We start from the raw sequence: 26,762 nt of genomic DNA on the forward strand, positions 1-26,762 counted from the left end.
TATTTGCTAAAATAGTAAAGGAATCATAAGGAGGCAAATAAACATGACAAAACAACAAATTGGTGTAGTGGGTATGGCCGTAATGGGTCGTAATATCGCATTAAATATTGAAAGCCGTGGCTACTCTGTTTCACTTTATAACCGTACGGATTGGAAAACAACTGAAGTTGTTGACGAAAATCCAGATAAGAATTTAGTGGCAACATATGACATTGAAGAATTCGTTAATTCATTAGAAAAACCACGTAAAATTTTATTAATGGTTCAAGCTGGTAAAGGTACAGACGCAACGATTGAAAATTTATTACCTCATTTAGATAAAGACGATATTTTAATTGATGGTGGGAATACGTTCTTTAAAGATACAATTCGTCGTAATGAATATTTAGCAGATTCAGGCATTAACTTTATTGGTGCAGGAATTTCTGGTGGTGAAGAAGGGGCACGTTTTGGACCGTCAATCATGCCAGGTGGCCAAGAAGAAGCTTATGCTTTAGTCAAAGATATCTTAGAAGCAATCTCAGCTAAAGCTGAAGATGGGCAACCATGTGTAACATACATTGGTGCTGATGGTGCAGGACACTATGTGAAGATGGTTCATAATGGTATTGAATATGGAGATATGCAATTAATTGCAGAATCATATGACATTATGCACCGTGGTTTAGGTATGTCTGCTCAAGAAGTTGGTGACATCTTTACTGAATGGAATAATGGTGAGTTAGATAGTTTCTTAATGGAAATTACATCACATATTCTAAAAACTACGGATCCAGAAACTGGTAAAGCAATGGTCGAAGTGATTATGGACCGTGCAGGAAACAAAGGGACAGGTAAATGGACTTCGCAAAGTGCACTAGACTTAGGTGAGCCATTATCATTAATTACTGAATCTGTATTTGCTCGTTTCATCTCAGCTCAAAAAGAGGAACGTGTTAAAGCAAGTAAGATTATTCCTGCGATTGAAGCAGAAATGGAAGTGACTGAAGAAGAAAAGAAAGACTTTATCGAATTGATTCGTAAAGCGTTATACTTCAGTAAAATCATGAGTTATGCTCAAGGATTTGCTCAATTACGTGCAGCAAGTGAAGAAAATGAATGGAACTTACCATACGGTGAAATCGCTAAGATCTGGCGTGAAGGATGTATTATCCGTGCTAAATTCTTACAAAACATTACTGATGCGTACGAAAAAAATGCAGACTTACAAAACTTAATGTTGGATGATTACTTCTTAGACATTGTAACGAAAAATAACAGTGCCGTAAGAGGGGTAGTTTCTAAAGCAATCGCAGCAGGAATTCCAGTACCAACATTCTCAGCAGCTATTGCATATTACGATTCATATCGTTCAGAAGTTTTACCTGCGAATATTATTCAAGCACAACGTGACTTCTTCGGTGCACACACATATAACCGTGTGGACAAAGAAGGAACATTCCACTTCTTATGGAACGAAGGTAAAGAAGAAGAAATCGATTGGTAATATGTTTCATTACAAATTAATATCACATGAGATTTCGGCCGTAAACATTAACTTTACGGTCGTTTTTTCTTCTAAAGAAAGAAATACAACAGATCAATTCAACTCAGGGCATATTAATAACTACTAATAAAAATTGAGAAAATATTCTAATTATATTAGAATTAATCACTTAATTAGTAGCAATATGCGATAATATTGTGTAGAATTGATAAGGAAGATATTAGAATATGTTAAGGAGGATAATGAATGAGTGAAGAAAATAAACAACGTGTACTAATTATTGAAGACGAAAAAAACTTAGCTCGCTTCGTTGACTTAGAATTAAAACACGAAGGCTATGAAACTGAGATTAGATATGACGGTCGTAGTGGACTAGATGCTGCATTAAATGAGGATTGGGATGTCATCCTATTAGATTTAATGTTACCAGAATTAAACGGTCTAGAAGTATGCCGTCGTATTCGTCCGGTTAAAGATACACCAATCATTATTATGACAGCAAGAGATTCGGTTATTGACCGTGTTTCTGGTTTAGACCAAGGGGCAGATGATTATATTGTTAAGCCTTTTGCAATCGAAGAATTATTAGCACGTCTACGTGCATTATTCCGTCGTTTAGACCATGAAGATGAGCAGCGTGCACAACAACAACCAACGGTTAAATATCGTGATTTAACGGTAGAAAAGGCCAACCGTATTGTTAAACGTGGTGAAGAAGTTATTGATTTAACTAAACGTGAATATGAATTATTATTATACTTAATGGAAAACATTAACATGGTAATGTCTCGTGACGTACTTTTAGATAAAGTATGGGGTTATAAATCCGAAGTTGAGACAAATGTTGTTGACGTATATATTCGTTATTTACGTAATAAAATTGACGTTCCTGGGCAAGATAGTTATATTCAAACTGTTCGTGGAACGGGATATGTCATGAGAAACTAAGATGGAAACATTTAAAGAAAAAATAAAACAGCCCCTTTCCCTTAAGTGGAAATGGGGAATTTTATTATTTACATTTTTTGCGCCAGTTATCATCATTAGTTTAACTTGGTATCATCAAGATGTGAATGATAATTTAAGTAAGCAGGTTTATGATACGTATCAGAATAAATACGAAAACATTGATGAATATTTTCAGCAATTTGCTTTTCCATTTTTAGTGTACAACCAATCTGAAACAACAGCACGTCCATTATCGGACGAACAATATCAAGTACAAAGTAATGCAGTAAGCAACTTAGAGTATTTTGAAGATGAATATACGACAATTCGATTGTTTAGTGAATCAAATCAGTTGATTTATGAAACAATGACATTGAACTTACCATCTATTAATCATTCAGATCAGTTGCAAGAAGTGCAACATAACGACGAAACATTTTTAATGGGTTATAACACCGTGGTTTCTGATTCAACAGGTAAAAAAATTGGTTCGTTCCAATTAATTGTGAAACCAGAATATTATACAAATGTTATTCAACACCAAAATCAATTATTTTGGCGAGTGTTGTTATTAATTATCGTTATTATTGGCGTATTATCGTTTATTTTAAGTCATCGTTTCCTAAGACCTCTAACTTATCTTAATAACTCATTGGATTTGGTAGAAGAAGAAAACTTATCTGACATTCGAATTAGAAAACCAGTCTCAGAGGATGAGTGGAGCGATTTAAGTTTACACGTGAATAAGTTACTAGACAAAATTGATAAATATGTCACAAACCAAAAACAATTCGTCGAAGATGTGTCACACGAATTAAGAACACCTGTTGCGATTGTTGAAGGTCACTTGAAATTATTAAATCGTTGGGGTAAAGACGATCCCGAAGTTCTTGAAGAATCCATCGCCTCTTCCTTACAAGAAATAACCAGAATGAAAGGCTTAGTGCAAGAAATGTTAGATCTTTCTCGAGCGGAAAATGTGGATATCGACTATAAAGATGAGATAACAGAAGTCTATTCGACGACCGAGCAAGTATTCAATAACTTTAAAATTATCCACGAAGATTTTGATTTCTATCTTGATTCCGATGATGATGGTGAAAGCTTATATATTCAAGCATTTCGAAATCATATTGAACAAGTTCTCATTATTTTACTGGATAATGCAGTTAAATATAGCCGTGACCGTAAAGAAATCCACGTATCTATCAGTAAGAGCTTTACTAAAGTTGAGATTGCGATACAAGATTTTGGTGAGGGTATGACTGATGAAGATAAAGAAAAAGTATTTGGTCGATTTTATCGAATTGATAAAGCAAGATCACGTGATAAAGGTGGGAATGGTTTAGGCCTAAGTATTGCGAAACAATTAGTTGAAGGGTATAAAGGGGCGATTCGAGTGGAGAGTGTAATTAATCACGGTTCGATTTTTTATATTGAATTTCCAATCTTGAATGACACTCGACAAATATATAAGAGTAAGCAAATCGCCGAACGTAAAAAACTATAATGTTTATTCCATAATAAAAAAAACGGATATGCGTCTGTTGTAACTACCTAAATTAAGGAAGTGCAACAGATTAGCGTATCCGTTTTTTATGTATAAATTTATGTTTTAAAATTGATTAACGTCTTTGTTTACCTTCGTTACGGCGTTTCTTATTGGAAGTATTGACATTGTTCTTCGTCGGCACTAAGCGTTTTGAATCACCTTTGTTCGTATTTTTAGCTTTAGTTGCTTTTTTACGAGGTGTACGTTTAACATGTGCGTATTTCTCAGCTTCAGCTTCCATATCTTTTTCAATTCTTGGTCTTACCACTTTATTCATATAAAGTTGTTGGAAGATTGCGAACACACCACCGGTTAAGAAGTAAATTCCTAATCCAGCTGCGGAAGCATAAGTAATCCAACCAATCATTAGCGGATTCATTAACATCATTGTACGCGATGTTTGTTGCGCTTGAGGGTTATCAGATTGAGGCGTATTTTTCTGCATCATCCAGCCTTGTAGTGCATAAAGTAGAACAACACCAATTACAAGTGGAATATTTTGCTCACCTAAGTTAATACCTAAGAAGTTACTTCTTAAGATTTCTGGAGACGAACGAATCGCAGTATATACAGCAGAAATAATAGGCATTTGGATTAGTAGTGGTAGACATCCTGCTAAACCACCAAACATATTAATATCATATTTCTTATACACTTGCATAAGTTCTTGTTGTAACGCTGCTTTTTCATTTTGATCGCTTGTTTCTTCCATTTCAGCATTGATTTCATCAATCTCAGGCTGAGCGATCTTCATTTTTGATTGACTAATCATTGAATTTTTAGTCATATTTACTGATGATGGCATCATAAGTAATCGTGTGATGATTGTAATAATTATGATTGCTACCCCGTAGCTACCGCCGAAAATCCCAGCAATCCAGTCCATTAGAGTGGATGCAGGTCGACCAATATACTCGTAAACCCATCCAGAAGGGTTACCAGCACTATCGTAAGAGACACAGCCGGACATAACTAGTATAACAACAGCTAGTAGTCCAATAATTTTTATCCATTTTTGCTTCTTTTTCATCTAAGTTATCACTCCATTAAAATTCATACTCTTATATAATATAGAAAAGAGATGAAGAATTCAATCAGATTCTCACTATATTTAATTAACAAAAGTTAATATACTACAGAAAAATCATCATAAACTTTATCGAGTTGCAAATCGTGGATCTCGACATCTTTAATTTTCATAAATTGATGTTGAGGTTGTTTGATTCGCTCAACCATCTTATTCAAAGTATCATCATCTGTTTGAGCGATAATTTTGACATCACCGTCAGACAAATTTCTTACTGTTCCTTTAATATTAAGATCTTTTGCAATTTGGCTTACATAATTTCTAAAGCCAACACCTTGTACGCGTCCTGATACGATTAATTCAGTTGTTTTCATGTAATCGCTCCCTTTCTTTTGTTTACATTGTAACACAGAATTTCTAATAAAGAATTCGATATATCCACCATTCAATGCTATAATTAGTGTTGCGTAAAGTTTAGCGAATAGAAGAACGAGGAGGATGGTCCATGACGAAAAAGAAGAAAGCTCAAACAAAAAAGTCAGAGCAAATAAGTGATCATTCAAAACATTATATATATTTAATTATAGGCTTGATTGTCGCTTTTATATCGATAATAGCCTTATTTAATTGGGGATTTTTTGGTTCACTTGTCTTAAATACATTTCGACTGTTTGTCGGTGAAGCTTATGATTTATTATTAGTTGGAATTGCTTTTATTGGATTAGCAATGTTTGTGAAGCGTTCCATTGTTAATATCCCCGCATTAAAATTAATGGGTTCATTGTTTATATTAATAGCGATGACGACATTACTTCATTTTAATCAATTTTATCCTTTAGAACCTTTACCTGATTCCATTTTTGCGATTACTTTTGATATTTTCAAAAATGAATTTGTAACTGGTCAAAACCAAGTCAGTCTTGGTGGTGGGATGCTCGGTGCAGTTTTTTATGCGAGTTTTGGTTATTTATTTGGACAATGGGGAACATATTTATTAGTAGGTATTGTGTTCTTTATTGGGCTTTTTATGACTACAGGTGTGACTTTTGAAGCATTTATTAATGCAATTAAACACTTTTTCATTTTAATATATGGAGGATTTAAACGAGTTGGAAACACAATTAGTGAAGTTCGTTCTACATATAAAGAATCTTTCGTAGAAGAAGAGGAAATTACTGAAGACATCGAACCTGTGGTTGATGAAGCTATTTATGAACAAAATGATTCATTTAATGAATATGAGGATTACTCAAGAGAAGAAGTGTCTTATGTAAGTAAGCAAAGACCTCAGAGAAGAGGTTTATTTGATAAAATAAAGAACAAATTTAATGTCAACGATGCTGAGGAAACGACCGAACAGTGGCAACCCCGTTATCAGCCTTCCATTAAAGTAGATAAAGAACCTAGTTGGGAAGTATATGATGATACGGATGCACTAGCGTCAACAGCAGCTAGTGAACGTGCAAGACTAGAACGAGATAAAGATTTAGTCTTAGATTTAGATTATTTTGACCAAATTTCTAATCATACAAAAGAAGATGAGTCAGAATCAGTTGTTGATGTGCCACAGCAACCTAATTATGATTACAATAATCCATCTGATTGGGATGCGCCAACGACTTATGAAGAAGAATCTTATAACAACGTAGAAATTGATGCAGATGATGATATATTGGCTCATGAGATTGCGGATACCTTACCTGAAGAACCGACAAACCAAGAAACGGTTCAACACTCTAATGCCGCTCATTGGCAACAACAATCTGATAATATCCAAAACACAACTGATAATGATTTAGATTCTGTTCTTGAACAAAGCAGTAAAGCCAATCCAACTCAGAAAAAAGAATCGAAAAAAAGTAAGCATAAAAGGTATAAATTACCATCAAAAAACTTATTAACGAAAATTCCGCCGGTGGATCAATCTGAAGAATACAAACGGATTAATGAAAACATCGATAAACTTGAAAGAACATTTAAAAGTTTTGGTGTAGATGCTAAAGTTGTTAAAGCAAATTTAGGACCATCGGTTACGAAATATGAAATTGAACCAGCTATTGGTGTGAAAGTAAGTAAAATTGTTTCATTATCTGATGATATTGCATTATCACTCGCAGCCAGAGATATTCGTATGGAAGCTCCCATTCCAGGCAAATCATTAATTGGGATAGAAGTACCAAATACTCAAGTGAGCCCAGTTTCTTTTTGGGAAATTGTAGATGCGGCCTTAAAATCACCAAATCTTTTAGAAGTGCCTTTAGGACGAGATATATCAGGATCAGTGTGTACAGCCGATTTAACTAAAATGCCTCACTTACTAATTGCTGGTGCGACGGGGAGTGGTAAATCAGTGGGAATGAATGTTATTATTGCTTCTTTATTAATGAAGGCAAAACCTAATGAAGTGAAATTCTTAATGATTGACCCTAAAAAAGTTGAGTTGACTATGTATAATGAATTACCTCATCTTTTATCTCCGGTAGTTACTAACCCGAGAAAAGCGGCTCAAGCATTAAACAATGTAGTCCAAGAGATGGAACATCGTTATGAATTATTTGCAGCATCTGGTGTAAGAAACGTAGATAGCTATAATGACTATATTGAAGAGCAAAACAAAAATGAAGGAACTGGCTATGAAAGACTGCCAAAAATTGTGGTCTTTATTGACGAGTTAGCAGACTTAATGCTAGTAGCTAGTAATGAAGTAGAGAATGCGATTATTCGCTTAGCTCAAATGGCACGTGCTGCTGGTATACATATGATTATCGCAACTCAAAGACCATCCGTAGATGTTATCACAGGGATTATAAAAGCAAATGTGCCATCAAGGTTAGCCTTTGCGGTTTCAAGTGGGACTGATTCGAGAACAATCTTAGATTCAAACGGTGCTGAGAAGTTACTTGGTAGAGGAGATATGCTATTCCAACCAATGGGTATGAATAAACCATTACGTGTTCAAGGTGGATATATTTCTGATGCTGAAGTAGAGCGTATTACAGACTTTATCAAAGATCAAAGTGAGCCTGATTATGATGAAGCGATTGTTGTGACAGATGAAAGTCTTGAAAAAGCTAATGCATCTGATGACGAATACTTTGAAGATGCGGTTGCACTTATTAAAGAACAAGAAACAATCAGTATCTCTCAATTACAAAGAAGATTTAGAATTGGTTATAATCGAGCAGCGAGATTAATCGATGATATGGAAGCTTTAGGTTTAGTAAGTGAACCTGATGGAAGTAAACCAAGACAAGTCTTAATAGATTAAAATTAAAATGCCTAGTAGATCAATGTTTACTACTAGGCATTTTTTTATTTTGAGCGAATTTTTTATGGAAATGTTGTTAAATCAATGATTGTAAAAGGATAAAAATATTTGAAAAATTAAAAGAAACATAATCGCTTACATTGTCTTTTTGACAAGCTTACGGTATAATCTTAAATGAATAAAAAAGGAGGAAGATTGAATGAAAAAATTACTTAAATTATCTGCCGTAGCATTAATGGCTACAGGAGTTGCATTACCAACGATGGTGGCAGCGCAAGAAGAGTTCTCTGCTATTATGATTACGGATATTGGTGGGGTGGATGACAAATCATTTAACCAATCAGCATGGGAAGGATTAACTGCATGGGGTGAAGAGCACGGTAAAGAACGTGGAGTGAGTGGATATGACTACTTACAATCAAACAGTGACTCAGACTTTGTTACAAACATTAACACGGCTTTATCATCAAACTTTGATATAATTTTCGGTATTGGATTTAAATTAGAGCCAGCGATTAATGATATGGCTCAACAATATCCAGATCGTCATTTCGCAATCGTTGATGCTGTTGTAGACCAACCAAATGTGGCTTCATTAAACTTTAAAGACCATGAAGCAGCATTCTTAGCTGGTGTCGCAGCTGCATTAACAACTGAAACAGATCACCTAGGTTTTGTTGGTGGAGTTGAAGGGGTTGTTATTGACCGCTTTGAAGCGGGATTCGTTGCAGGAGCACAAGCAATTAACCCAGATATCGAATTTTCTGTTGAATACGCAGGTAGCTTCGGTGATGCTTCACGAGGTAAACAAATTGCAGCAGCAATGTACGCGAACGATGCAGATATTATCTTCCATGCATCTGGAGATACAGGGAATGGAGTATTCTCAGAGGCAAAAGACTTAGTAACAAACGACCCTTCACGTAATTTATGGGTAATCGGGGTTGACCGTGACCAAGCAGAAGAAGGTATCGTAACTGTTGATGGAGAAGAACGCCACTTAACATTAACTTCTACATTAAAACAAGTTGGAGACGCAGTGAAACAATTCGCTGAGCAAACTGAAGCCGATGGCTTTACCGCTGGTAACACTGTCTATGGTTTAGCAGACGGTGGAGTTGAATTAACTGAAGGTCAATTAACTGACGAAGTTAAAGAAACAATTGAAGAATACCGTCAACAAATTGTTAATGGGGAAATTGAAGTTCCAGAAACGCCAGAATAAAACACGAACAATAACGGCATAATTAAAGAGATAATACGTCAAACTATTGAGAGCTCGTTTTTTATAACCTATAATACCTTTAGACATTAACTAAGGGAGGAAATACATTGAACAAATTACTTAAATTATCAACAATTACTTTACTTGCCGGAGGATTAGCTTCTCCAATTTTTGCTAACGCACAAGAAGATTTTAGTGCAATCATGATTACTGACCAAGGTGGGGTAGATGATAAATCATTTAACCAATCTGCATGGGAAGGTTTACAACTATGGGGAGAAGAGAATGGCCTAGAAAGAGGTACTTCTGGTTTTGATTATTTAGAATCAGCAACTGACTCAGACTACATTACTAACTTAAACACGGCGGTTCAAAGTGGTTTTGATTTAATTTATGGAGTAGGGTTCAAATTAGAAGCAGCGATTAATGATATTGCTCAACAATATCCAGATCAACAGTTTGCGATTATTGACTCTGTAGTGGACCAACCAAATGTTGCTTCTATTAATTTCCAAGACAATGAAGCAGCTTTTCTAGCTGGTGTTGCTGCAGCTTCTACAACTGAAACAAATAAAATTGGATTTATTGGTGGAGTTGAAGGTGTTGTCATTGACCGTTTCGAAGCTGGCTTTGTAGCTGGTGCTGAAACTGTAAATCCTGACGTTGAAATTACAATTGAATATGTTGGAAGCTTTGCTGACGCACCACGTGGTCGTCAAATAGCAGCAGCTATGTATGCAGCTGATACTGATATTATTTTCCAAGCAGCTGGAGATTCAGGTAACGGAGTCTTCTCAGAAGCAAAAGACTTAGTTTCTGCTGACCCAGACCGTAATATTTGGGTTATCGGTGCAGACATGGATCAAGACGCTGAGGGGATCATTGAAATCGATGGAGAAGAACGTGGATTAACTTTAACTTCTACGTTAAAACAAATCGGTGATTCGATTCAATTATTTACAAACGAAACAAAAGCAGGTAATTTCGAAGCTGGAACACATGTCTTTGGATTAGCTGATGGTGGAGTTGACTTAGCTGAAGGAAATCTTTCAGAAGAAGTTCTAACAACAGTAAATGATTACCGTCAACAAATTATTGATGGTGAAATTGAAGTCCCAGAAACTCCTGAAAACTAATAGTTTTTTAAGTAAAGGGCGCCTCGCGGAGGTGCCCTTTTTTTATGAGGATTTACCATTATAGAACATGGAAAATTAAAAAACACTGTGAAATTACTAATTTGGATAAGTACAAACACTAATTTTTTTACAAAAATTGCAATTATAGAATACTTTAATATGATTTTTACTATGCTTTTTTAGTATACTTGTCTATAATTATATATGATAACCGATTGCAAAATTATAAGTATAGAATGTGAGGAGCAATTATGACAGATACAAATGTACCTGTAATTGAGATGCGTGACATTTCCAAAAAATTTGGTGAGTTCTACGCGAACAAAAATATCAATTTACAGTTGAAAAAAGGTGAAATTCATGCCTTATTAGGGGAGAACGGAGCAGGAAAATCAACATTAATGAATATTCTCTCTGGTTTATTAGAACCTACATCAGGTGATATTTACATGGGAGGAGAAGTTGTTCAAATTGATTCTCCAACCAAAGCCAACCAACTTGGAATCGGGATGGTTCACCAACATTTTATGTTGATTGATGCTTTTATGGTCGTTGAAAACATTATATTGGGTGAAGAACCTGTCTCAGGTCTAACAATTGATAAAGGAACAGCTCAGAAAAAAATCGAAGAAATTTCTCAACAATATGGTTTGAGTGTCGATCCTTCAGCTCGTATTTCATCTATTAGTGTAGGAATGCAACAGCGTGTTGAGATTCTTAAAGTGCTTTATCGTGGGGCAGACATTTTGATTTTTGATGAGCCGACTGCGTCACTAACGCCTCAAGAAGTGACAGATTTAATGATAACATTGCGTAAATTAGCAGAAGAAGGTAAGTCAATTATTATCATCACACATAAGTTAGATGAAATTAAACAAGTTGCCGATCGCTGTACTGTTATTCGTCGTGGTCAATCAATTGATACCGTTGATGTAGCAACAACAACATCTAATGAGTTAGCTGATATGATGGTTGGTCGTGCGGTGTCATTTACTACTGAAAAAACACCTGCAAATCCATCGGATACTATTATAGATATCAAATCACTTAATGTATTGGATGAACGCGGTATAAAAGCGGTTGAGGATCTCTCATTTAATGTTCGCAAAGGTGAAATTGTTGGTATTGCGGGGATTGATGGGAATGGTCAATCAGAATTAATTCTTGCAATGACAGGATTAATGCCAGTTGAGTCAGGTCAAATTCTCTTCGAAGGGGAAGATATTACAAGCCTTTCACCGAGAGATGTGAATGAAAGTGGCATTGCACATATTCCAGAAGACCGTCATAAGTATGGTTTAATTCTAGATATGCAATTAGAAAGTAATATGGTATTAAAAAACTATTACGCGAAACCTTATTCAAGTAATGGATTATTACATTTTAGTAAAATTGAACAACAAGCGAGAAAATTAATTGAAACTTACGATGTAAGAACAACTTCTGAGAAAGCTTTTGCTAGATCACTATCTGGAGGTAATCAACAGAAAGCGATTATTGCTAGAGAAATAGATAGTGATCCTAAATTCTTAATTGCAGCAAACCCAACCCGTGGATTAGATGTGGGAGCGATTGAATTTATTCATAAAGAATTAATTAACGAACGTGATAAAGATAAAGGTGTTCTATTAATGAGTTTCGAACTTGATGAGATATTAAATGTAACTGATAGAGTTCTAGTCATGTTTGATGGAAAGATTGTTGCGGACATTCCAACACATGAAACAAATGAACGTGAGTTAGGATTGATGATGGCGGGAACACCATTTTCAGAAATTGAAGCGGCTCGTCAGGAAGGAAGTGTTGTATAGTGAAGTCAAATATTAGACAAATTATGGTCCCATTACTATCAATCGTTATTGGACTTGTCTTTGGTGCAATTATTATGTTGGTTTTTGGTTATAATCCAATTGAAGGTTATAAAGCTTTACTTACAGGAGCATTAGGAAATCCATTTAATATTGGACAAACAATTCGTGCAGCAACTCCCTTAATCTTTACTGGTTTAGGTTTTGCGGTAGCTTATACGGCTGGATTCTTTAATATTGGTTTAGCTGGTCAAGCCTTAGCAGGTTGGTTAGTATCAGTATGGATTGGTATATCATTACCTGATTCACCAGGTTGGCTTGTCTTACCGCTTGCAATACTTGGTGGAACGATTGCTGGTGCTTTATGGGCTGGAATTGCCGGAGTTTTAAAAGCATTCTTTGATACCAGTGAAGTTATCGTAACAATTATGTTAAACTATGTAGCCATTTATATTTCTGATCATATTATTCGTAACGTAATCACTGATCGCGCAGATGCAACGCCTTTCGTTGGGGAGAATGCATCATTACGCTTGCAATGGTTAACTGATTTAACAAACGGGTCAACGATTCATGGTGGTATTTTCTTAGCCTTAATCTTTGCAGTTCTTGTATCAATTTTACTTCAAAGAACAACCGTTGGTTTCGAGTTGAGATCCGTTGGTTTCAATAAGCATGCTGCGAATTACGCAGGTATGAATGCGAAACGTAATATTATTTTAGCAATGTTATTATCTGGAGGATTAGCTGGATTAGGTGGAGTTATGAACGGCTTAGGCGAGTTTAGAAACGTCTTCTTAACGAACGGTGTTGCTCCAGCCATTGGTTTTGATGGACTTGCTGTAGCATTATTAGGTGGTCTGAATCCAATCGGAATTATCTTTGCAAGTCTTTTATTTGGTGGGTTAAAAACAGGTGGAACGATTATGCCACTTATGGCAGGGGTTCCTTCTGAAATTGTTGATATTGCAACGGCGGCAATTATCTTCTTCGTAGGTGCTAACTATGTTATTACTTATTTTATGGATCGTCGTGAGAAATCTAAATTAAGTAATACAGAAGTGATTGTACAAGGAGGAGATGAGTAATGGTCAATTTATTAGCATTAATTGTATCATCTACATTAGTATACTCAGCCCCGTTAATATTTACGGCGATCGGTGGAGTATTTTCTGAACGAAGTGGTATTGTAAACGTTGGTTTGGAAGGTATTATGGTGATGGGAGCTTTCAGTTCCGTAGTTTTCAACCTATTTTATGCTGAAACATTTGGATCTTGGACTCCTTGGCTTGGTTTATTGGTTGGAGCCCTTGCGGGTGTATTCATTGCTGCAGTCCATGCTTTAGCAACAGTAAATTTAAGAGCAGATCATATTATTTCAGGTACAGTTGTTAACTTAGCTGCTCCAGCTTTAGCTGTGTTCTTAACACGAGTTTTATTTGAACAAAGAGGACAAACAGACATTATTCGCGAATCATTTGGGTATTTTAATTTCCCACTTTTAAGTGATATCCCTGTTATTGGACGTATTTTCTTCCAATCAACTTCTTTACCAGCTTATGTAGGTATTATTGTTGCCTTTATCTGTTGGTTCTTCTTAGCGAGAACTCGCTTTGGATTAAGAATCCGAGCGGTTGGTGAGAATCCTCAAGCAGCAGATACAATGGGAATTAATGTTTACGCAATGAAATACGCTGGTGTACTACTTTCAGGTGTATTCGGTGGAATTGGGGGAGCGGTATTATCTCAATCAATTTCATTAAACTTCTCTGTTTCTACTATTGCAGGACAAGGGTTTATGGCGATGGCGGCAATGATTTTTGGTAAATGGAATCCAGTAGGAGCTATGTTAGCTGCGATATTCTTTGGTTTTGCTCAAAGTTTATCAGTGGTTGGTTCTCAAATACCATTCATTGAATCAATCGATCCAGTATACTTACAAATCGCACCTTACATTATTACAATTATTGTACTTGTGAGCTTTGTAGGTAAAGCATCTGGTCCAGCTGCTAATGGTAAAACTTATATTAAATCTAAATAATACTTATAAAAAGCGGCCTACATTTGTAGTGCCGTTTTTTTGCATTATCAAAAGCAATTCTATGATATATATGTCTTAAATTTATAAGATTAAAACATGACAAAATACTTTACATTAGAGATTACTAACTTTAAATTCTATGCTATAATACAAGAGTATAGATTTAGATACAAAGAGGAGTCTGTTTTATGAGCGAATTGGGAACTAAATTACGCGAAGCGCGTGTAGAAAAAGGTTACACCCTAAATACATTACAACAAATGACAAAAATTCAAAAAAAATATTTACAAGCCATTGAATTGGGTAATTACGATGAAATGCCTGGCAGTTTTTATGTGCGAGCATTTATTAAGCAGTACGCTGATATGGTTGGCTTAGATGGTGATGAGTTATTAATTGAATATGAGGATGAATTGTCTTCAAGTTCTGACAATTCAAACGATTCTGAAGATGTGGAAGGCGATAAAATTCCGAGTCGTGCAGAACGTTATGTTACTAATGAAAATAATTCTTTTGATGCGGTCGTTGCTTATTTACCGGTCATCTTACTAGTAGCCATTGTAATTGGAATAATGATTGCTTTAGTCTTTGCGATTAATAGTATCGGTCAAAGTGATCAGCCGGCAGAATCAGTATCAAGTGAGACGTCGACAAGTATTGTGAGTGTTGTTGAACCGGAATCAGTTGAACAAGATGAGCTAGCAACAGAATCAGGAGCTGAATCTGAAAGCACTACTGAAGAGCCAACACTTGGAGAGAACGATATAATGGTTGGAGATCAAGTATTAACATTAACTTCACAACCTGGTGAGGCTACGACTTATGAATTGAATGCACCGTTCTCAGAGTATACTTTTGAGTTTGAAGGAAATAACTTTGTGTGGGTTGGTGTATTTGAAGACGGTGTGATTGTACAAGATACAACCATTGTTGAAGATGAAGTGTTAGAACATACTGTTACTCCAGGTACTCAAGAAGTTAGAATTTCCTTCGGATATCCTGAGGGAGCTAATTTATCAGTTAATGGTACGTTAATTGAGCCTCAAGGACAATACTTAACAGAGACGATGATCTTTACAGCAGCGGAAGAGAGTGAAGAAGCTGATACGGAAACTGAAGAGGATACAATCGAGTTAGATATACCAGAAGAAGATGCAGCTACTTCTGAAGAAGACTTTCAAGGACCCGCTGTATTAGCACCAGAAGATGGTACGGAGGGAGTTGAATAATCATGCTAATGAATATTGCTAACAAACTGACCGTAGCAAGAATGTTTTTAATTCCTGTGTTCATCATTTTAATGTATATACCAAATCAATATGGCAATATTGATGTATTGGGAGCGAGTATTCCAGTCTTTCAATTTATCGCTGGTTTAGTATTTACAATTGCCAGTATTACTGATTATTTAGATGGCTACTTAGCTAGAAAACACAATTTAATTACATCATTTGGAGAGTTTTTTGATCCTATGGCAGATAAACTATTAGTTATTGCTGCTTTAATTATGCTTGTTCAAGCAAATACAGTTCCAGGTTGGGTAGTCGTGATTATTGTAAGTCGCGAACTACTAGTTACTGGATTGCGAGTATTACTTGCAACTCAAAGCGGTAAAGTAATGGCTGCCGCATGGCCAGGAAAAATTAAAACATTTACTCAAATGTTTGCGATAATATTCTACTTATTTGACGATATTGGTTTTGCGTTATTCAATATCCCTATTTCGACCATTTTAATTTACGTTTGTTTAATATTTACGGTATATTCTGGAGCAGAGTATTTTTATAAAGGTCGACATGTCTTTGCTGACACGCAATAAATTTTAAAAACTAATTCGTTTTAAATAAACAACAGCATATTATTTTTAGAACAATTTACTTCATGATAATCTTATCTGGGGTAAATTGTTTTATTTTTAAAATAAATTAATGGAATTGACCATTTTTCTTGTATATATATATAGGGGGAGTTTTTTTGAAGGCAGAAATTATAGCTGTAGGTACTGAATTATTAATGGGATACATAGTGAATACGAATGCGAGTGATATCGCACAAGAATTACTAGATATTGGAATTGGGACGTATTATCAATCTGTTGTCGGAGATAATAGTGACAGGATAAATGAAGCTTTAGAGATTGCATCTTCTAGATCTGATTTAATTTTTCTTTCTGGAGGTTTAGGGCCAACGGAAGACGATATTACAAAGCATGTTTTGGCTGAATTTTTAGGTGAGGAATTATATCACGACAAGAAGCAACTCGAGAGAGTCGAAACTTATTTCAAAGATCAAAATCGTGAGATGACAAAGAATAATTATAGACAAGCTTTAACGATTAAAGGCGGAGAAACAATTCTTAACGATGTAGGACTAGCAGCTGGGTTAATCTACACGAAAGAAAAAGATAATAAAACGATATATTACGTCGTTTTACCTGGCCCTCCATTTGAGATGAAGCATATGCTAAATGAACATGTCAAACCGTTTATTAGAAGTGTGATGGCTAAGCAAGGTGTTATTAGCTCTAAATACATTAATTTATATAGCGTAGGGGAATCTTTCGTTGCAGATAAACTGAGTGATTTAATTGAAACTCAAACAAACCCAACGATAGCTATTTACGCTAAACCTAAACGTGTTACGGTTCGTTTAACATATAATTCTGAAACCTATGAAGAGTCCGAAGATGTTTTAGATGAATTAGCTGAACAAATTCGTCAACGCTTTACGAAGAATTTTATTGGTTATGGGTCTGAGCAAACTTTTGAAAAATTCATTGTCGACGAATTAAGAAAACATAACAAAACATTATCGGCAGCAGAAAGTTTAACGGGTGGATTAGTCCTAGAAAAGTTAACGAACACACCTGGTGCTGGGGATGTTATTGTTGGTGGGTTCGTCACTTATCAAACAGAACAAAAAGTCAAAATGCTTGGAATACCGGAAAGTATTATAAAAGAACATACAGTTGTTAGTGCTGAGGTGGCTAAAGAAATGGCTGAAAGAACGTTAAGTTTAACAGGAAGTGATTTAGCTATTTCTTTAACTGGTGTAGCCGGACCGAAATCTTTAGATGGCCATCCACTAGGCAAGGTCTTTGTTGCTTTAGCAGCAAAAAATCATCCAGTCCAAGTAGCAGAATTAAACATCTCAAATAAACCTAGAAATGTTGTAAGAGAAGTGGCAGAGTTTGAAGTTTTAAACTTAGTAAAAGAATTTTTAAATAAATAGAACATATGTTCGTTTTTTTTGCTTGCAAAACGATAAAAGTAAAGCTACAATGTAATAGAAATGAAATGGAGGCACAAGTAATGGTAGATAAAGATAGAAGAAAAGCGCTAGACTTAGCATTAAAGGGAATTGAAAAAAACTTTGGTAAAGGTGCAATTATGCGCCTCGGAGATCGTACGGATACACGTATTTCAACTGTACCAACTGGATCTTTACAATTAGATATTGCCTTAGGTGTCGGTGGATACCCAAGAGGACGTATAATTGAATGTTACGGACCAGAATCATCTGGTAAGACAACAGTTGCACTACATGCTATTGCAGAAGTTCAAAAAAATGGAGGCTTAGCTGCCTTCATTGATGCTGAGCATGCATTAGATCCAGATTACGCAGCAAATTTAGGTGTCGATGTAGAGGAATTATTACTTTCTCAACCAGATACAGGGGAGCAAGCCTTAGAAATTGCGGATGCATTAGTATCATCTGGAGCCATTGATATCGTTGTTATTGACTCTGTTGCAGCATTAGTTCCAAGAGCTGAAATTGAAGGTGAGATGGGTGATACTCATATTGGTCTTCAAGCTCGTTTAATGTCTCAAGCATTGAGAAAATTATCCGGTTCAATTAGTAAAACAAAAACAATTGCCTTTTTCATTAACCAAATTCGTGAAAAAGTGGGTGTTATGTTCGGAAACCCTGAAACAACGCCTGGTGGACGTGCACTTAAATTCTATTCATCAGTTCGTTTAGAAGTCAGACGTGCGGAATCAATTAAAGATAGCGGAAACTTTGTAGGGAATAGAACGCGTATTAAAGTAGTTAAGAATAAAGTAGCCCCTCCATTTAAAGAAGCAATGGTAGATATTATCTATGGTAAAGGGATTTCTAAAATTGGAGAACTCGTTGATATTGCTGCTGATTTAGAAATCATTAAAAAAGCAGGTTCTTGGTATTCTTATGGTGAAGAGCGAATCGGACAAGGACGAGAGAATGCGAAAACATTCTTAGAAGAGAATCCAGATATTCTAGAAGTTGTTGAAGCTCAAGTGCGTGAGCACTACTTCACACCAAAAGAAGTTAAAGAAGAAAAAGCTAACGAAGAAAAAGTAGAAGAAAGCACTGAATTACCTTTAGATAGCGAAGAATAATAATAGATAATTAATTTCAATAATTTAGACCAGTTAGCCTGTTATACTTTATAGCAGGCTGGCTGGTCTTTAATTTAATCATAAGAATAATCCCCTTAGATAGTTCCGAGGAAAAATAATTAAATAATATTTTATAAACTAAAAAATATAGTAAGCGATTTACATCAGGTAGCTTCAAAGTTAAGCATTCATAGGCCTGAGCACCTACTCCGAGATTTCTATTAGAAAATAATTTGAAAATATCTATATTTTATAATTGTGATTGATTGACTAATTGACAAAATAGTCATATGATAGTATGTGTGGTTGCACACTATTTATTTTACTTAATTTTAACACTAAAATGAATACTTTAAAATTACATAGATCAGGAGGTGACTCATATGGACTTTATGTCAATCGCCTTCGCGATCGTTGCTTTAATAGTTGGAATTATAATCGGCTTTTTAATCAAAAAAGTGTCAGACAATAAACGTATTGAGGGTGCGAAAGCAAATGCTGAAGTCATTGTTGACGATGCAATTAAACAAGCTCAAAATCTTAAACGAGAAGCGCTATTCGAAGCGAAGGAAGAAAATCTAAAGTACCGTAATGAGATTGAGGCGGAATTAAAAGAGCGTCGCAATGAAGTCAGTAGATCCGAGAATCGTTTAATTCAAAAAGAAGAAAATTTAGATCAAAAAGGTAATAATTTAGACAAAAGAGAATTAAATATTGAATCTAAAGAAGATGATTTGAACAAACGACTACAAAGTGTTACTGATAAAGAAGCAAGAGTGAATGAAATAATTCAACAACAAAAAGATGAATTAGAACGTGTCGCAGCATTGTCTCGAGACGATGCAAGAGAGTTAATTATTGACGAAACAAAAGATGGTTTAACTCAAGACATAGCAATAATGGTTCGTGATGCAGAGCAACAAGCTAAAGACGAAGCAGACCGTAATGCGAAGAATATTATACTACAAGCAATTCAAAGAACATCAACCGATATTGTCACAGACAATTCAGTGAGTGTTGTTCAATTACCTAACGACGATATGAAAGGTCGTATTATAGGTAGAGAAGGTAGAAATATTCGAACATTCGAAAGCTTAACTGGTATCGATTTAATTATTGATGATACACCAGATACTGTCGTATTAAGTGGATTTGATCCAATCCGACGCCAAATTGCAAAAATTGCTTTAGAAAAATTAATCCAAGATGGACGAATTCATCCTGCTCGTATTGAAGAGATGGTTGAAAGAGCTAGAAAAGAAGTTGATGAAAAAATTCGAGAAGTCGGTGAAGAAGCTACATTTGAATTAGGCATTCATTCACTGCATCCAGACTTGATTAAAATCATTGGTCGACTAGCTTATCGAACTAGTTATGGTCAAAACGTCCTAAAACATTCAATCGAAGTAGCTAAATTAACGAGCTATATGGCGGGTGAATTAGGTGAAGACGTTGTCGTAGCTAAACGAGCTGGTTTACTACATGATTTAGGTAAAGCATTAGATAATGAAATCGAAGGTACACACGTTGAGATTGGGACAGAGATTGCAAAACGTTATAAAGAATCAGACGTTATTATTAACGCAATTGCTTCCCATCATGGAGATACTCAACCAACTTCAATGATATCAGTGTTAGTTGCTTTAGCAGATGCATTTTCTGCAGCAAGACCTGGTGCTAGAAGTGAATCACTTGAGAATTATATACGTCGACTTGAACAATTGGAAGAAATTTCAACAAGTTTTGATGGTGTCTCTCATGCTTATGCAATTCAAGCTGGACGAGAAGTCAGAGTAGCAGTTAGACCAGACAAAATCAATGACGCACAAGCGGCTAAGGTGGCTCATGACATTCGAAAACGTGTCGAGTCTGAGATGAATTATCCAGGAAACATTAAAGTAACGGTAATTCGCGAAACAAGATCTGTCGAATATGCCAAATAATTGAGTTAAAACTACGAGCGTTAATGCTCGTAGTTTATTTTTTTTGGTATTAATGTATTTTTAAAAGCTAAAAACGATAAATATAAAGCAATAATCAGAAGAAGTCGGATAATACTGTCGGCTTTATTTTACATGGAAATATTGATATGATACTAGGTAAGATTAACTGGAAAGAGGACTCGCATGAAAATTTTATTTATAGGCGACATTGTTGGAGTAAGTGGGCAAGAGGCAATAAAAAAATATTTAACTCAACTGAAACAAGAACACAAACCACAAGTTACGATTGCAAATGGTGAAAACATTGCAGACGGACATGGAATTACAGAAACACTTTATAAATGGCTAATGTCATCTGGAGTAGATGCGATTACACTAGGAAATCACGCATTTGATAATCGAAATATTTACGAATTCATTTCGGACGCAAAGTGTTTAGTGCGCCCGGTCAATATGCCAGAAGGAACACCAGGTAAAGGTGTTCACTATGTTAGAGTGAATGATAAGGAATTGGCTATCATTAATGTCATAGGGAATGTATTTATGAAACCCTCACTCGATGCATTTAATTACTTGAAGCCGTTAATCGAAACGGTTAAGAAAAGAACAAACCATATTTTTATTGATTTTCATGGTGAAACAACGAGTGAAAAACAAGCGATGGGCTTTTTATTTGATGGACAAATTTCTGCACTTGTCGGAACGCATACACATGTTCAAACAAATGATGGCAGAGTCCTTCCACAAGGGACAGCTTATATATCAGATGTCGGCATGACAGGTGCTTTAAATAGCGTGCTTGGTTTCCGTAAAGAAGATTCCATTCGACGTTTTACAAGCCAATTGCCAACACGATTAGAACAAGAGATTTCGAATGAAGCAGTTATTAGTGCAGTTGTCATCGATATCAATCCATCAACAGGGTTAGCAAAATCAATTAAAACAATATATCAGCAAATTAGATAGGAAGATGTAAATGGCAAAAAAGACGAAACAAACGCCAATGATGGAACAATATTTAAAGATTAAAGAAAGTTATCCGGATGCGTTTTTATTTTATCGGTTAGGTGATTTTTATGAGTTATTTCATGAGGACGCAATCCAAGCATCGAAAATATTAGAAATCACTTTAACATCCAGAAATAAAAATGCTGATAATCCGATACCTATGTGTGGGGTTCCTTATCATTCTTCAACAGAGTATATAAAACGCTTAATTGAAGCCGGTTATAAAGTCGCGATCTGTGAACAAATGGAAGACCCTAAACAAGCAAAAGGTATGGTCAAAAGAGAAGTTGTTCGAGTAGTCACACCTGGAACCATTCTTGAAGATGATGCGATACCAACAAAAGAGAACAATTATCTTGCATGTATCCATATCGGTGATAAAGGCTATTATTTAAGCTATATTGATATCTCAACGGGGGAATTGTATTTAACAAAAACGACCATCTGGAATCAATTAGTAAACGAAGTCAAAGGAATTAATCCTTCAGAAGTGATCGTAGATTCAAAAATCGATGCCGAATTATTAGACAAATTAAAACAACATCTAGGTAGTTTCTTTACTTTATTCGAAAGTAACCATGAAATAACAAATTCATGGAAGATAGCTGATCCAACAAATGACGAATTAATGAACTTAAATATGCTTTATGGCTATTTAGAGAGTATTTATATTACTAATTTAGATCATATAAAAGAAGTTGAGCGTTACGAACTCAGTTCTTATATGCAAATGAACTATTATGCGAAGTCACAATTAGAATTGACCCGCTCATTACGTTCTCAAAAGAAAAAAGGTTCGTTACTCGACTTAATTGACAAAACTAAAACAGCCATGGGCGGCCGGAAATTACATCAATGGTTAGATAAGCCCTTGCTTGATATGAACGATTTAACTGATCGACATCAAAAAGTTGAAAACTTAATGGGCTTTTATTTTGAACGTGTAGACTTAATGGACAGTTTGAGCCAAATCTATGATTTAGAACGACTTGTAACAAAGATTAGTTTAGGGAATGCAACTGCACGTGATTTAAATCAATTACGTAATTCATTACAAGGTATTCCTAGAATCAACAAAATATTAGAAGTCATTAACAATCATTTAGCTCATGATGTCAATAGTACGCCTTTTAAATTATTAGATGAATATAAACCATTATTAGAATACGTCGATTCAGTATTAGTGGATGATCCTCCCATTTCAATCACTGAAGGAAATATTATAAAAGACAAGGTCAATGAACAATTAGATACATATAGAGACGCCTTGGAAAACGGCCAAAAATGGCTCTCAGAGCTACAAAAGAGAGAGCGCGAGCAGACAGGTCTTAAAACGTTAAAAGTGGGTTACAATAAAGTATTTGGCTATTATATTGAAATTAGTCGCCTCCAAGCAGCGAACTTTAATGATGACCGCTATATTCGTAAACAAACGCTGACAAATGCCGAGCGTTATATTACTGAAGAACTGAAAGAAATTGAAGCAACTATTCTCGGAGCCCAAGAGAAATCAACGTCTTTAGAGTATGATTTATTTATTGCACTGAGAGAACACGTAGCCAAATATGTGAGCGGCTTACAAGAACTTGCTCATGAAGTAGCTACACTCGATGTCTTAGTCAACTTTGCTAATATTAGTGAGTCCGAAGACTATGTGCGAGCGGAATTAACCCATGAAGCTAAAAGAATTGAATTAGAAGACTCACGGCATCCAGTTGTCGAAAGTTTAATTGGGAAAGCCAATTTTGTACCTAATTCGTTATCGGCAGATGATGATCGATCTTTATTCTTACTGACTGGGCCTAACATGTCTGGTAAAAGTACATTTATGCGCCAAATTGCATTTTGTATTATTTTAAACCAAATCGGTTGTTTTGTTCCGGCTAAACGAGCAAAACTACCAATCGTAGACAAAATCTTTACACGTATTGGAAGTTCAGATGATACAACAAGTGGTCAAAGTACGTTCATGGTTGAGATGATGGAGACGAATGTGGCTTTAGAAGAAGCGACAGAGAATAGTTTACTATTATTTGATGAGATAGGACGTGGAACAGCGACCTTTGATGGGATGGCTTTAGCTGAAGCGATTATTAAATACATCGCAAAAAACGTTAAAGCACTGACTATATTCTCAACTCACTATCATGAACTGACTGAATTAGATAAGTCGATTGATGAAGTAAAAAATATTCACGTTGGCGCGCAAGAATACGAAGGAAATTTAATTTTCTTACATAAAGTGCTGGATGGACCGGCAGATAAAAGTTACGGTATCCACGTAGCTAAACTAGCTGGCTTACCAGAGAGCGTCTTAGAAGAGAGTCAAGAAATTTTAGTTGAACTTGAATCCAATGCGAAAAACTTACGTGAATCTGGGGCAGTCCAATTAGATTTATTCGCTGAGCGAGAAGTTGAATTAGTACAAGAAAAGGTACCAGATAATATTCAATCTATTATGGATGATTTACGTTCGTTGAATATTAATCAAATGACACCCATTGAAGCGATGCAAAAACTTTATGAATGGCATCAAGAACTATAGTATTTATTTGGAGGTGATATTGTGGGAATTATCAAGCAAATGCCAGACTTTTTAGCGAATCAAATTGCTGCTGGGGAAGTCGTTGAACGACCTGCCTCAGTAGTAAAAGAATTAGTGGAAAATGCTATCGATGCAGAAAGTACACAAATTATTGTTGAATTAATCGAAGCAGGTATTCAACAAATTAAAGTGAGCGATAACGGTAAAGGGATTATTGCCGAAGATTTACCTATGGCGTTTATGGCACATGCGACAAGTAAGATTTACGAAACAACAGATTTATTCAATATCAATTCCTTAGGTTTCCGTGGAGAAGCTCTAGCAAGTATTGGTTCTGTAAGTAAAGTTCGTGTCGAGTCAATGACAGAAGATGACGATAGTAGGCATTTTATTGAGATAGAAGGGTCTAAGATCATTGAAGAAGGATTGACTCAAGCGAAGATCGGTACAACGGTGGAAGTGAATAGTTTATTCTATAATACACCTGCGCGACTTAAACATTTAAAGACGATCAAGACAGAATTAAGTCATTCCTTAAAATTCATCCAAAATATTGCTTTAGCTTATCCTAACATTCGGTTTAAACTGACTCACAATGGTCAGGAGATTTTCGCCAGTCATGGAAACGATAATCTTCAACAAGTGATTGCGAGTGTGTATCAACCTGCATTAGCAAGAGATTTAATTCCAATCCAAAGCGAATCGGATGATTTCTCGATCAATGGTTTCATTTCTAAACCTACTTTAACTCGTACGAGCAAACAATATATCCATTGGATTATTAACGGTCGTTCAGTGAAGAGTTATATGTTAGATGAAGTATTAATCAAAGCTTATGGTAGACAATTGATGATTGGACGTTACCCCATCGGCATTATTCGCATTCAACTCGATCCAAGACTGGTCGATGTAAATGTTCATCCAACTAAGCAAACGGTGCGCTTAAGTAAGGAAGATGAATTAAGTGAGTTAATTACACAAGCGGTGCACAGAACGTTAGATGTAGTCAATCCAATCCCTTCTTTAGAAGAAAGTGATTTGCCCAATGTGAATAGAAACAATACAAATTATGATCCAGTTCAGTTTAACTTTACGCAAAAAACATTATCAACAAATAACGAACCAAACAGGGGTCAAGATACAGAGCCCGAAGCGAAACTGACAGATTATAAAGAGCAATTGCAAAATGCACTCAATAATAATGGCTCAAATCGAAGTAGCTCCATTGGAGAACCGACTGAAGTTAACTATCAGCGAAGCGAACCAACGAACGAAACAATTCAAACGACTGACTTCGATCCTTCGACAACAAATAAGCAGCCTGTAGAAGAAAGCAAACGATATTCCTTAGATTTTTACAGTTTAAGATATGTCGGTCAAATTCATGGAACTTATTTAATTGCAGAAAATGAGACAGGATTTTATTTAATTGACCAACATGCGGCCCAAGAACGTATCCGTTATGAAGACTTAATGAACGAAGAAGTCGATGTTTCAATTCAACAACAGCTACTTATGCCAATTATTATAAATTTTACGACAAGTGAAATGGAGATAATTAGCGAACTGGAAGAACAATTTGAAAAATTAGGACTTTATTTAGAACTCATGGGTCCTACAAGCTACAAGTTGGAAAGTTATCCGGATTGGTTGTATTATGAAGAGGTCGAAGGATTAGTAACGGATTTAGTAGAACTATTGAATAAGCAACCGGATTTGACAGTTCAAGAATTAAAAGAACGGTCAATTATTATGCAAAGTTGTCGAGGCGCGATTAAAGCGAATCATTATTTAGATGATAAACAAGCGATTGCTTTAATTCATGGACTGGATGGATTAGAAGATCCATATCATTGTCCACATGGACGCCCAGTGTTTGTCGAATTTGATCAAAACACTTTAGAGAAACTATTCAAACGAATCCAAGATACACACGAGAGAGGGGTATTTAGATGAGTAAAGCAGAAAAATACAATGAAAACATTAATAAATTAGATGAATTACAATACAAGGTGACACAAGACAGCGCAACGGAACGACCATTTACTGGAGAATATGATGATTTCTATGAAAAAGGTATATATGTCGATATTGTCAGTGGAAAACCGTTATTCTCAAGTTCAGATAAGTATGATGCGGGTTGTGGTTGGCCATCATTTTCACAGCCAATTGAAGAATCATTTGTTACTGAACACGATGATTTCAGCTTGAACCGTAAACGTACTGAAATCCGCAGTTCCGATGCCGATTCACATTTAGGTCATGTATTTCCAGATGGGATTGAGGAATTGGGTGGCCTGCGCTACTGCATAAACTCAGCGGCATTAAGACTTATTCCTGAAGAAGAGATGGTAGAAAAAGGATATAGCGAATATCTTAAATATGTAAAATAGGAG

The 26,762-nt window shown here is 35.6% G+C and carries 19 protein-coding genes and 1 pseudogene; 18 read left to right on the forward strand and 2 right to left on the reverse strand.

Going from position 1 to position 26,762, the window contains the following annotated elements:
- Window positions 1-43: 43 nt before the first annotated feature.
- From gnd to FEZ33_RS01815, 3 genes are all read left to right on the forward strand, one after another.
- Window positions 44-1,486 carry an NADP-dependent phosphogluconate dehydrogenase gene (gene gnd, locus FEZ33_RS01805; RefSeq protein WP_138403683.1) on the forward strand — a complete coding sequence of 481 codons (1,443 nt, stop codon included), beginning with the start codon at window positions 44-46 and terminating at the stop codon, window positions 1,484-1,486.
- A 246-nt stretch (window positions 1,487-1,732) separates the two neighbouring features.
- Window positions 1,733-2,434 carry a response regulator transcription factor gene (locus FEZ33_RS01810; protein WP_138403684.1) on the forward strand — a complete coding sequence of 234 codons (702 nt, stop codon included), beginning with the start codon at window positions 1,733-1,735 and terminating at the stop codon, window positions 2,432-2,434.
- Window position 2,435: 1 nt separating this feature from the next.
- Window positions 2,436-3,944: a sensor histidine kinase gene (locus FEZ33_RS01815; RefSeq protein WP_138403685.1), complete on the forward strand. Its 1,509-nt coding sequence runs from the start codon at window positions 2,436-2,438 to the stop codon at window positions 3,942-3,944.
- Window positions 3,945-4,059: 115 nt separating this feature from the next.
- Here the strand turns inward: FEZ33_RS01815 and yidC are convergent, their stop codons facing one another.
- Window positions 4,060-5,016, reverse strand: a complete 957-nt coding sequence (yidC, locus tag FEZ33_RS01820) for a membrane protein insertase YidC (RefSeq protein WP_138403686.1) — start codon at window positions 5,014-5,016, stop codon at window positions 4,060-4,062.
- A 95-nt stretch (window positions 5,017-5,111) separates the two neighbouring features.
- Complete coding sequence (locus FEZ33_RS01825) at window positions 5,112-5,387, reverse strand: acylphosphatase (protein WP_138403687.1); 276 nt, start codon at window positions 5,385-5,387, stop codon at window positions 5,112-5,114.
- Between the two features lie 131 nt (window positions 5,388-5,518).
- Between FEZ33_RS01825 and FEZ33_RS01830 the strand changes: the two genes are divergently transcribed.
- The 15 genes and pseudogenes from FEZ33_RS01830 (at window position 5,519) to msrB (ending at window position 26,759) form a co-directional block, all read left to right on the forward strand.
- On the forward strand, window positions 5,519-8,281 hold the full coding sequence (locus FEZ33_RS01830) for an FtsK/SpoIIIE family DNA translocase (RefSeq protein WP_138403688.1): 2,763 nt from the start codon (window positions 5,519-5,521) through the stop codon (window positions 8,279-8,281).
- 199 nt (window positions 8,282-8,480) lie between these two features.
- Window positions 8,481-9,506, forward strand: coding sequence for a BMP family lipoprotein (locus tag FEZ33_RS01835; RefSeq protein WP_138403689.1), 1,026 nt, complete (start codon window positions 8,481-8,483; stop codon window positions 9,504-9,506).
- A 107-nt stretch (window positions 9,507-9,613) separates the two neighbouring features.
- Window positions 9,614-10,642, forward strand: coding sequence for a BMP family lipoprotein (locus FEZ33_RS01840; protein ID WP_235888745.1), 1,029 nt, complete (start codon window positions 9,614-9,616; stop codon window positions 10,640-10,642).
- Window positions 10,643-10,893: 251 nt separating this feature from the next.
- Window positions 10,894-12,453: an ABC transporter ATP-binding protein gene (locus FEZ33_RS01845; RefSeq protein WP_138403690.1), complete on the forward strand. Its 1,560-nt coding sequence runs from the start codon at window positions 10,894-10,896 to the stop codon at window positions 12,451-12,453.
- 23 nt (window positions 12,454-12,476) lie between these two features.
- On the forward strand, window positions 12,477-13,538 hold the full coding sequence (locus FEZ33_RS01850; RefSeq protein ID WP_138403739.1) for an ABC transporter permease: 1,062 nt from the start codon (window positions 12,477-12,479) through the stop codon (window positions 13,536-13,538).
- Window positions 13,538-14,491 (forward strand): ABC transporter permease, encoded by a 954-nt coding sequence (locus FEZ33_RS01855; protein WP_138403691.1) that lies wholly within the window; start codon window positions 13,538-13,540, stop codon window positions 14,489-14,491. The genes FEZ33_RS01850 and FEZ33_RS01855 overlap by 1 nt, the downstream gene beginning before the upstream one ends.
- A gap of 188 nt (window positions 14,492-14,679) precedes the next feature.
- Window positions 14,680-14,887, forward strand: a pseudogene (locus FEZ33_RS13040) (helix-turn-helix domain-containing protein); the annotation flags it as partial.
- Between the two features lie 841 nt (window positions 14,888-15,728).
- The gene (gene pgsA / locus FEZ33_RS01865; RefSeq protein WP_138403740.1) at window positions 15,729-16,310 is read left to right on the forward strand and encodes a CDP-diacylglycerol--glycerol-3-phosphate 3-phosphatidyltransferase; all 582 of its coding nucleotides are present in this window, start codon (window positions 15,729-15,731) and stop codon (window positions 16,308-16,310) included.
- A 155-nt stretch (window positions 16,311-16,465) separates the two neighbouring features.
- Complete coding sequence (locus FEZ33_RS01870; RefSeq protein WP_138403693.1) at window positions 16,466-17,722, forward strand: competence/damage-inducible protein A; 1,257 nt, start codon at window positions 16,466-16,468, stop codon at window positions 17,720-17,722.
- 80 nt (window positions 17,723-17,802) lie between these two features.
- Window positions 17,803-18,870 carry a recombinase RecA gene (gene recA / locus FEZ33_RS01875; protein ID WP_138403694.1) on the forward strand — a complete coding sequence of 356 codons (1,068 nt, stop codon included), beginning with the start codon at window positions 17,803-17,805 and terminating at the stop codon, window positions 18,868-18,870.
- Between the two features lie 383 nt (window positions 18,871-19,253).
- The gene (rny, locus tag FEZ33_RS01880) at window positions 19,254-20,813 is read left to right on the forward strand and encodes a ribonuclease Y (RefSeq protein ID WP_138403695.1); all 1,560 of its coding nucleotides are present in this window, start codon (window positions 19,254-19,256) and stop codon (window positions 20,811-20,813) included.
- Between the two features lie 183 nt (window positions 20,814-20,996).
- On the forward strand, window positions 20,997-21,779 hold the full coding sequence (locus FEZ33_RS01885; protein ID WP_138403696.1) for a TIGR00282 family metallophosphoesterase: 783 nt from the start codon (window positions 20,997-20,999) through the stop codon (window positions 21,777-21,779).
- A gap of 10 nt (window positions 21,780-21,789) precedes the next feature.
- On the forward strand, window positions 21,790-24,366 hold the full coding sequence (gene mutS, locus FEZ33_RS01890) for a DNA mismatch repair protein MutS (RefSeq protein WP_138403697.1): 2,577 nt from the start codon (window positions 21,790-21,792) through the stop codon (window positions 24,364-24,366).
- 21 nt (window positions 24,367-24,387) lie between these two features.
- The gene (mutL, locus tag FEZ33_RS01895) at window positions 24,388-26,322 is read left to right on the forward strand and encodes a DNA mismatch repair endonuclease MutL (RefSeq protein ID WP_138403698.1); all 1,935 of its coding nucleotides are present in this window, start codon (window positions 24,388-24,390) and stop codon (window positions 26,320-26,322) included.
- Entirely contained in the window at window positions 26,319-26,759 is a 441-nt protein-coding gene (msrB, locus tag FEZ33_RS01900; RefSeq protein ID WP_138403699.1) for a peptide-methionine (R)-S-oxide reductase MsrB, read from the forward strand. The genes mutL and msrB overlap by 4 nt, the downstream gene beginning before the upstream one ends.
- Window positions 26,760-26,762 lie beyond the last annotated feature (3 nt).

Origin of the sequence: Ruoffia tabacinasalis (assembly GCF_005864045.1) — a bacterium.
GTDB lineage: Bacteria > Bacillota > Bacilli > Lactobacillales > Aerococcaceae > Ruoffia > Ruoffia tabacinasalis.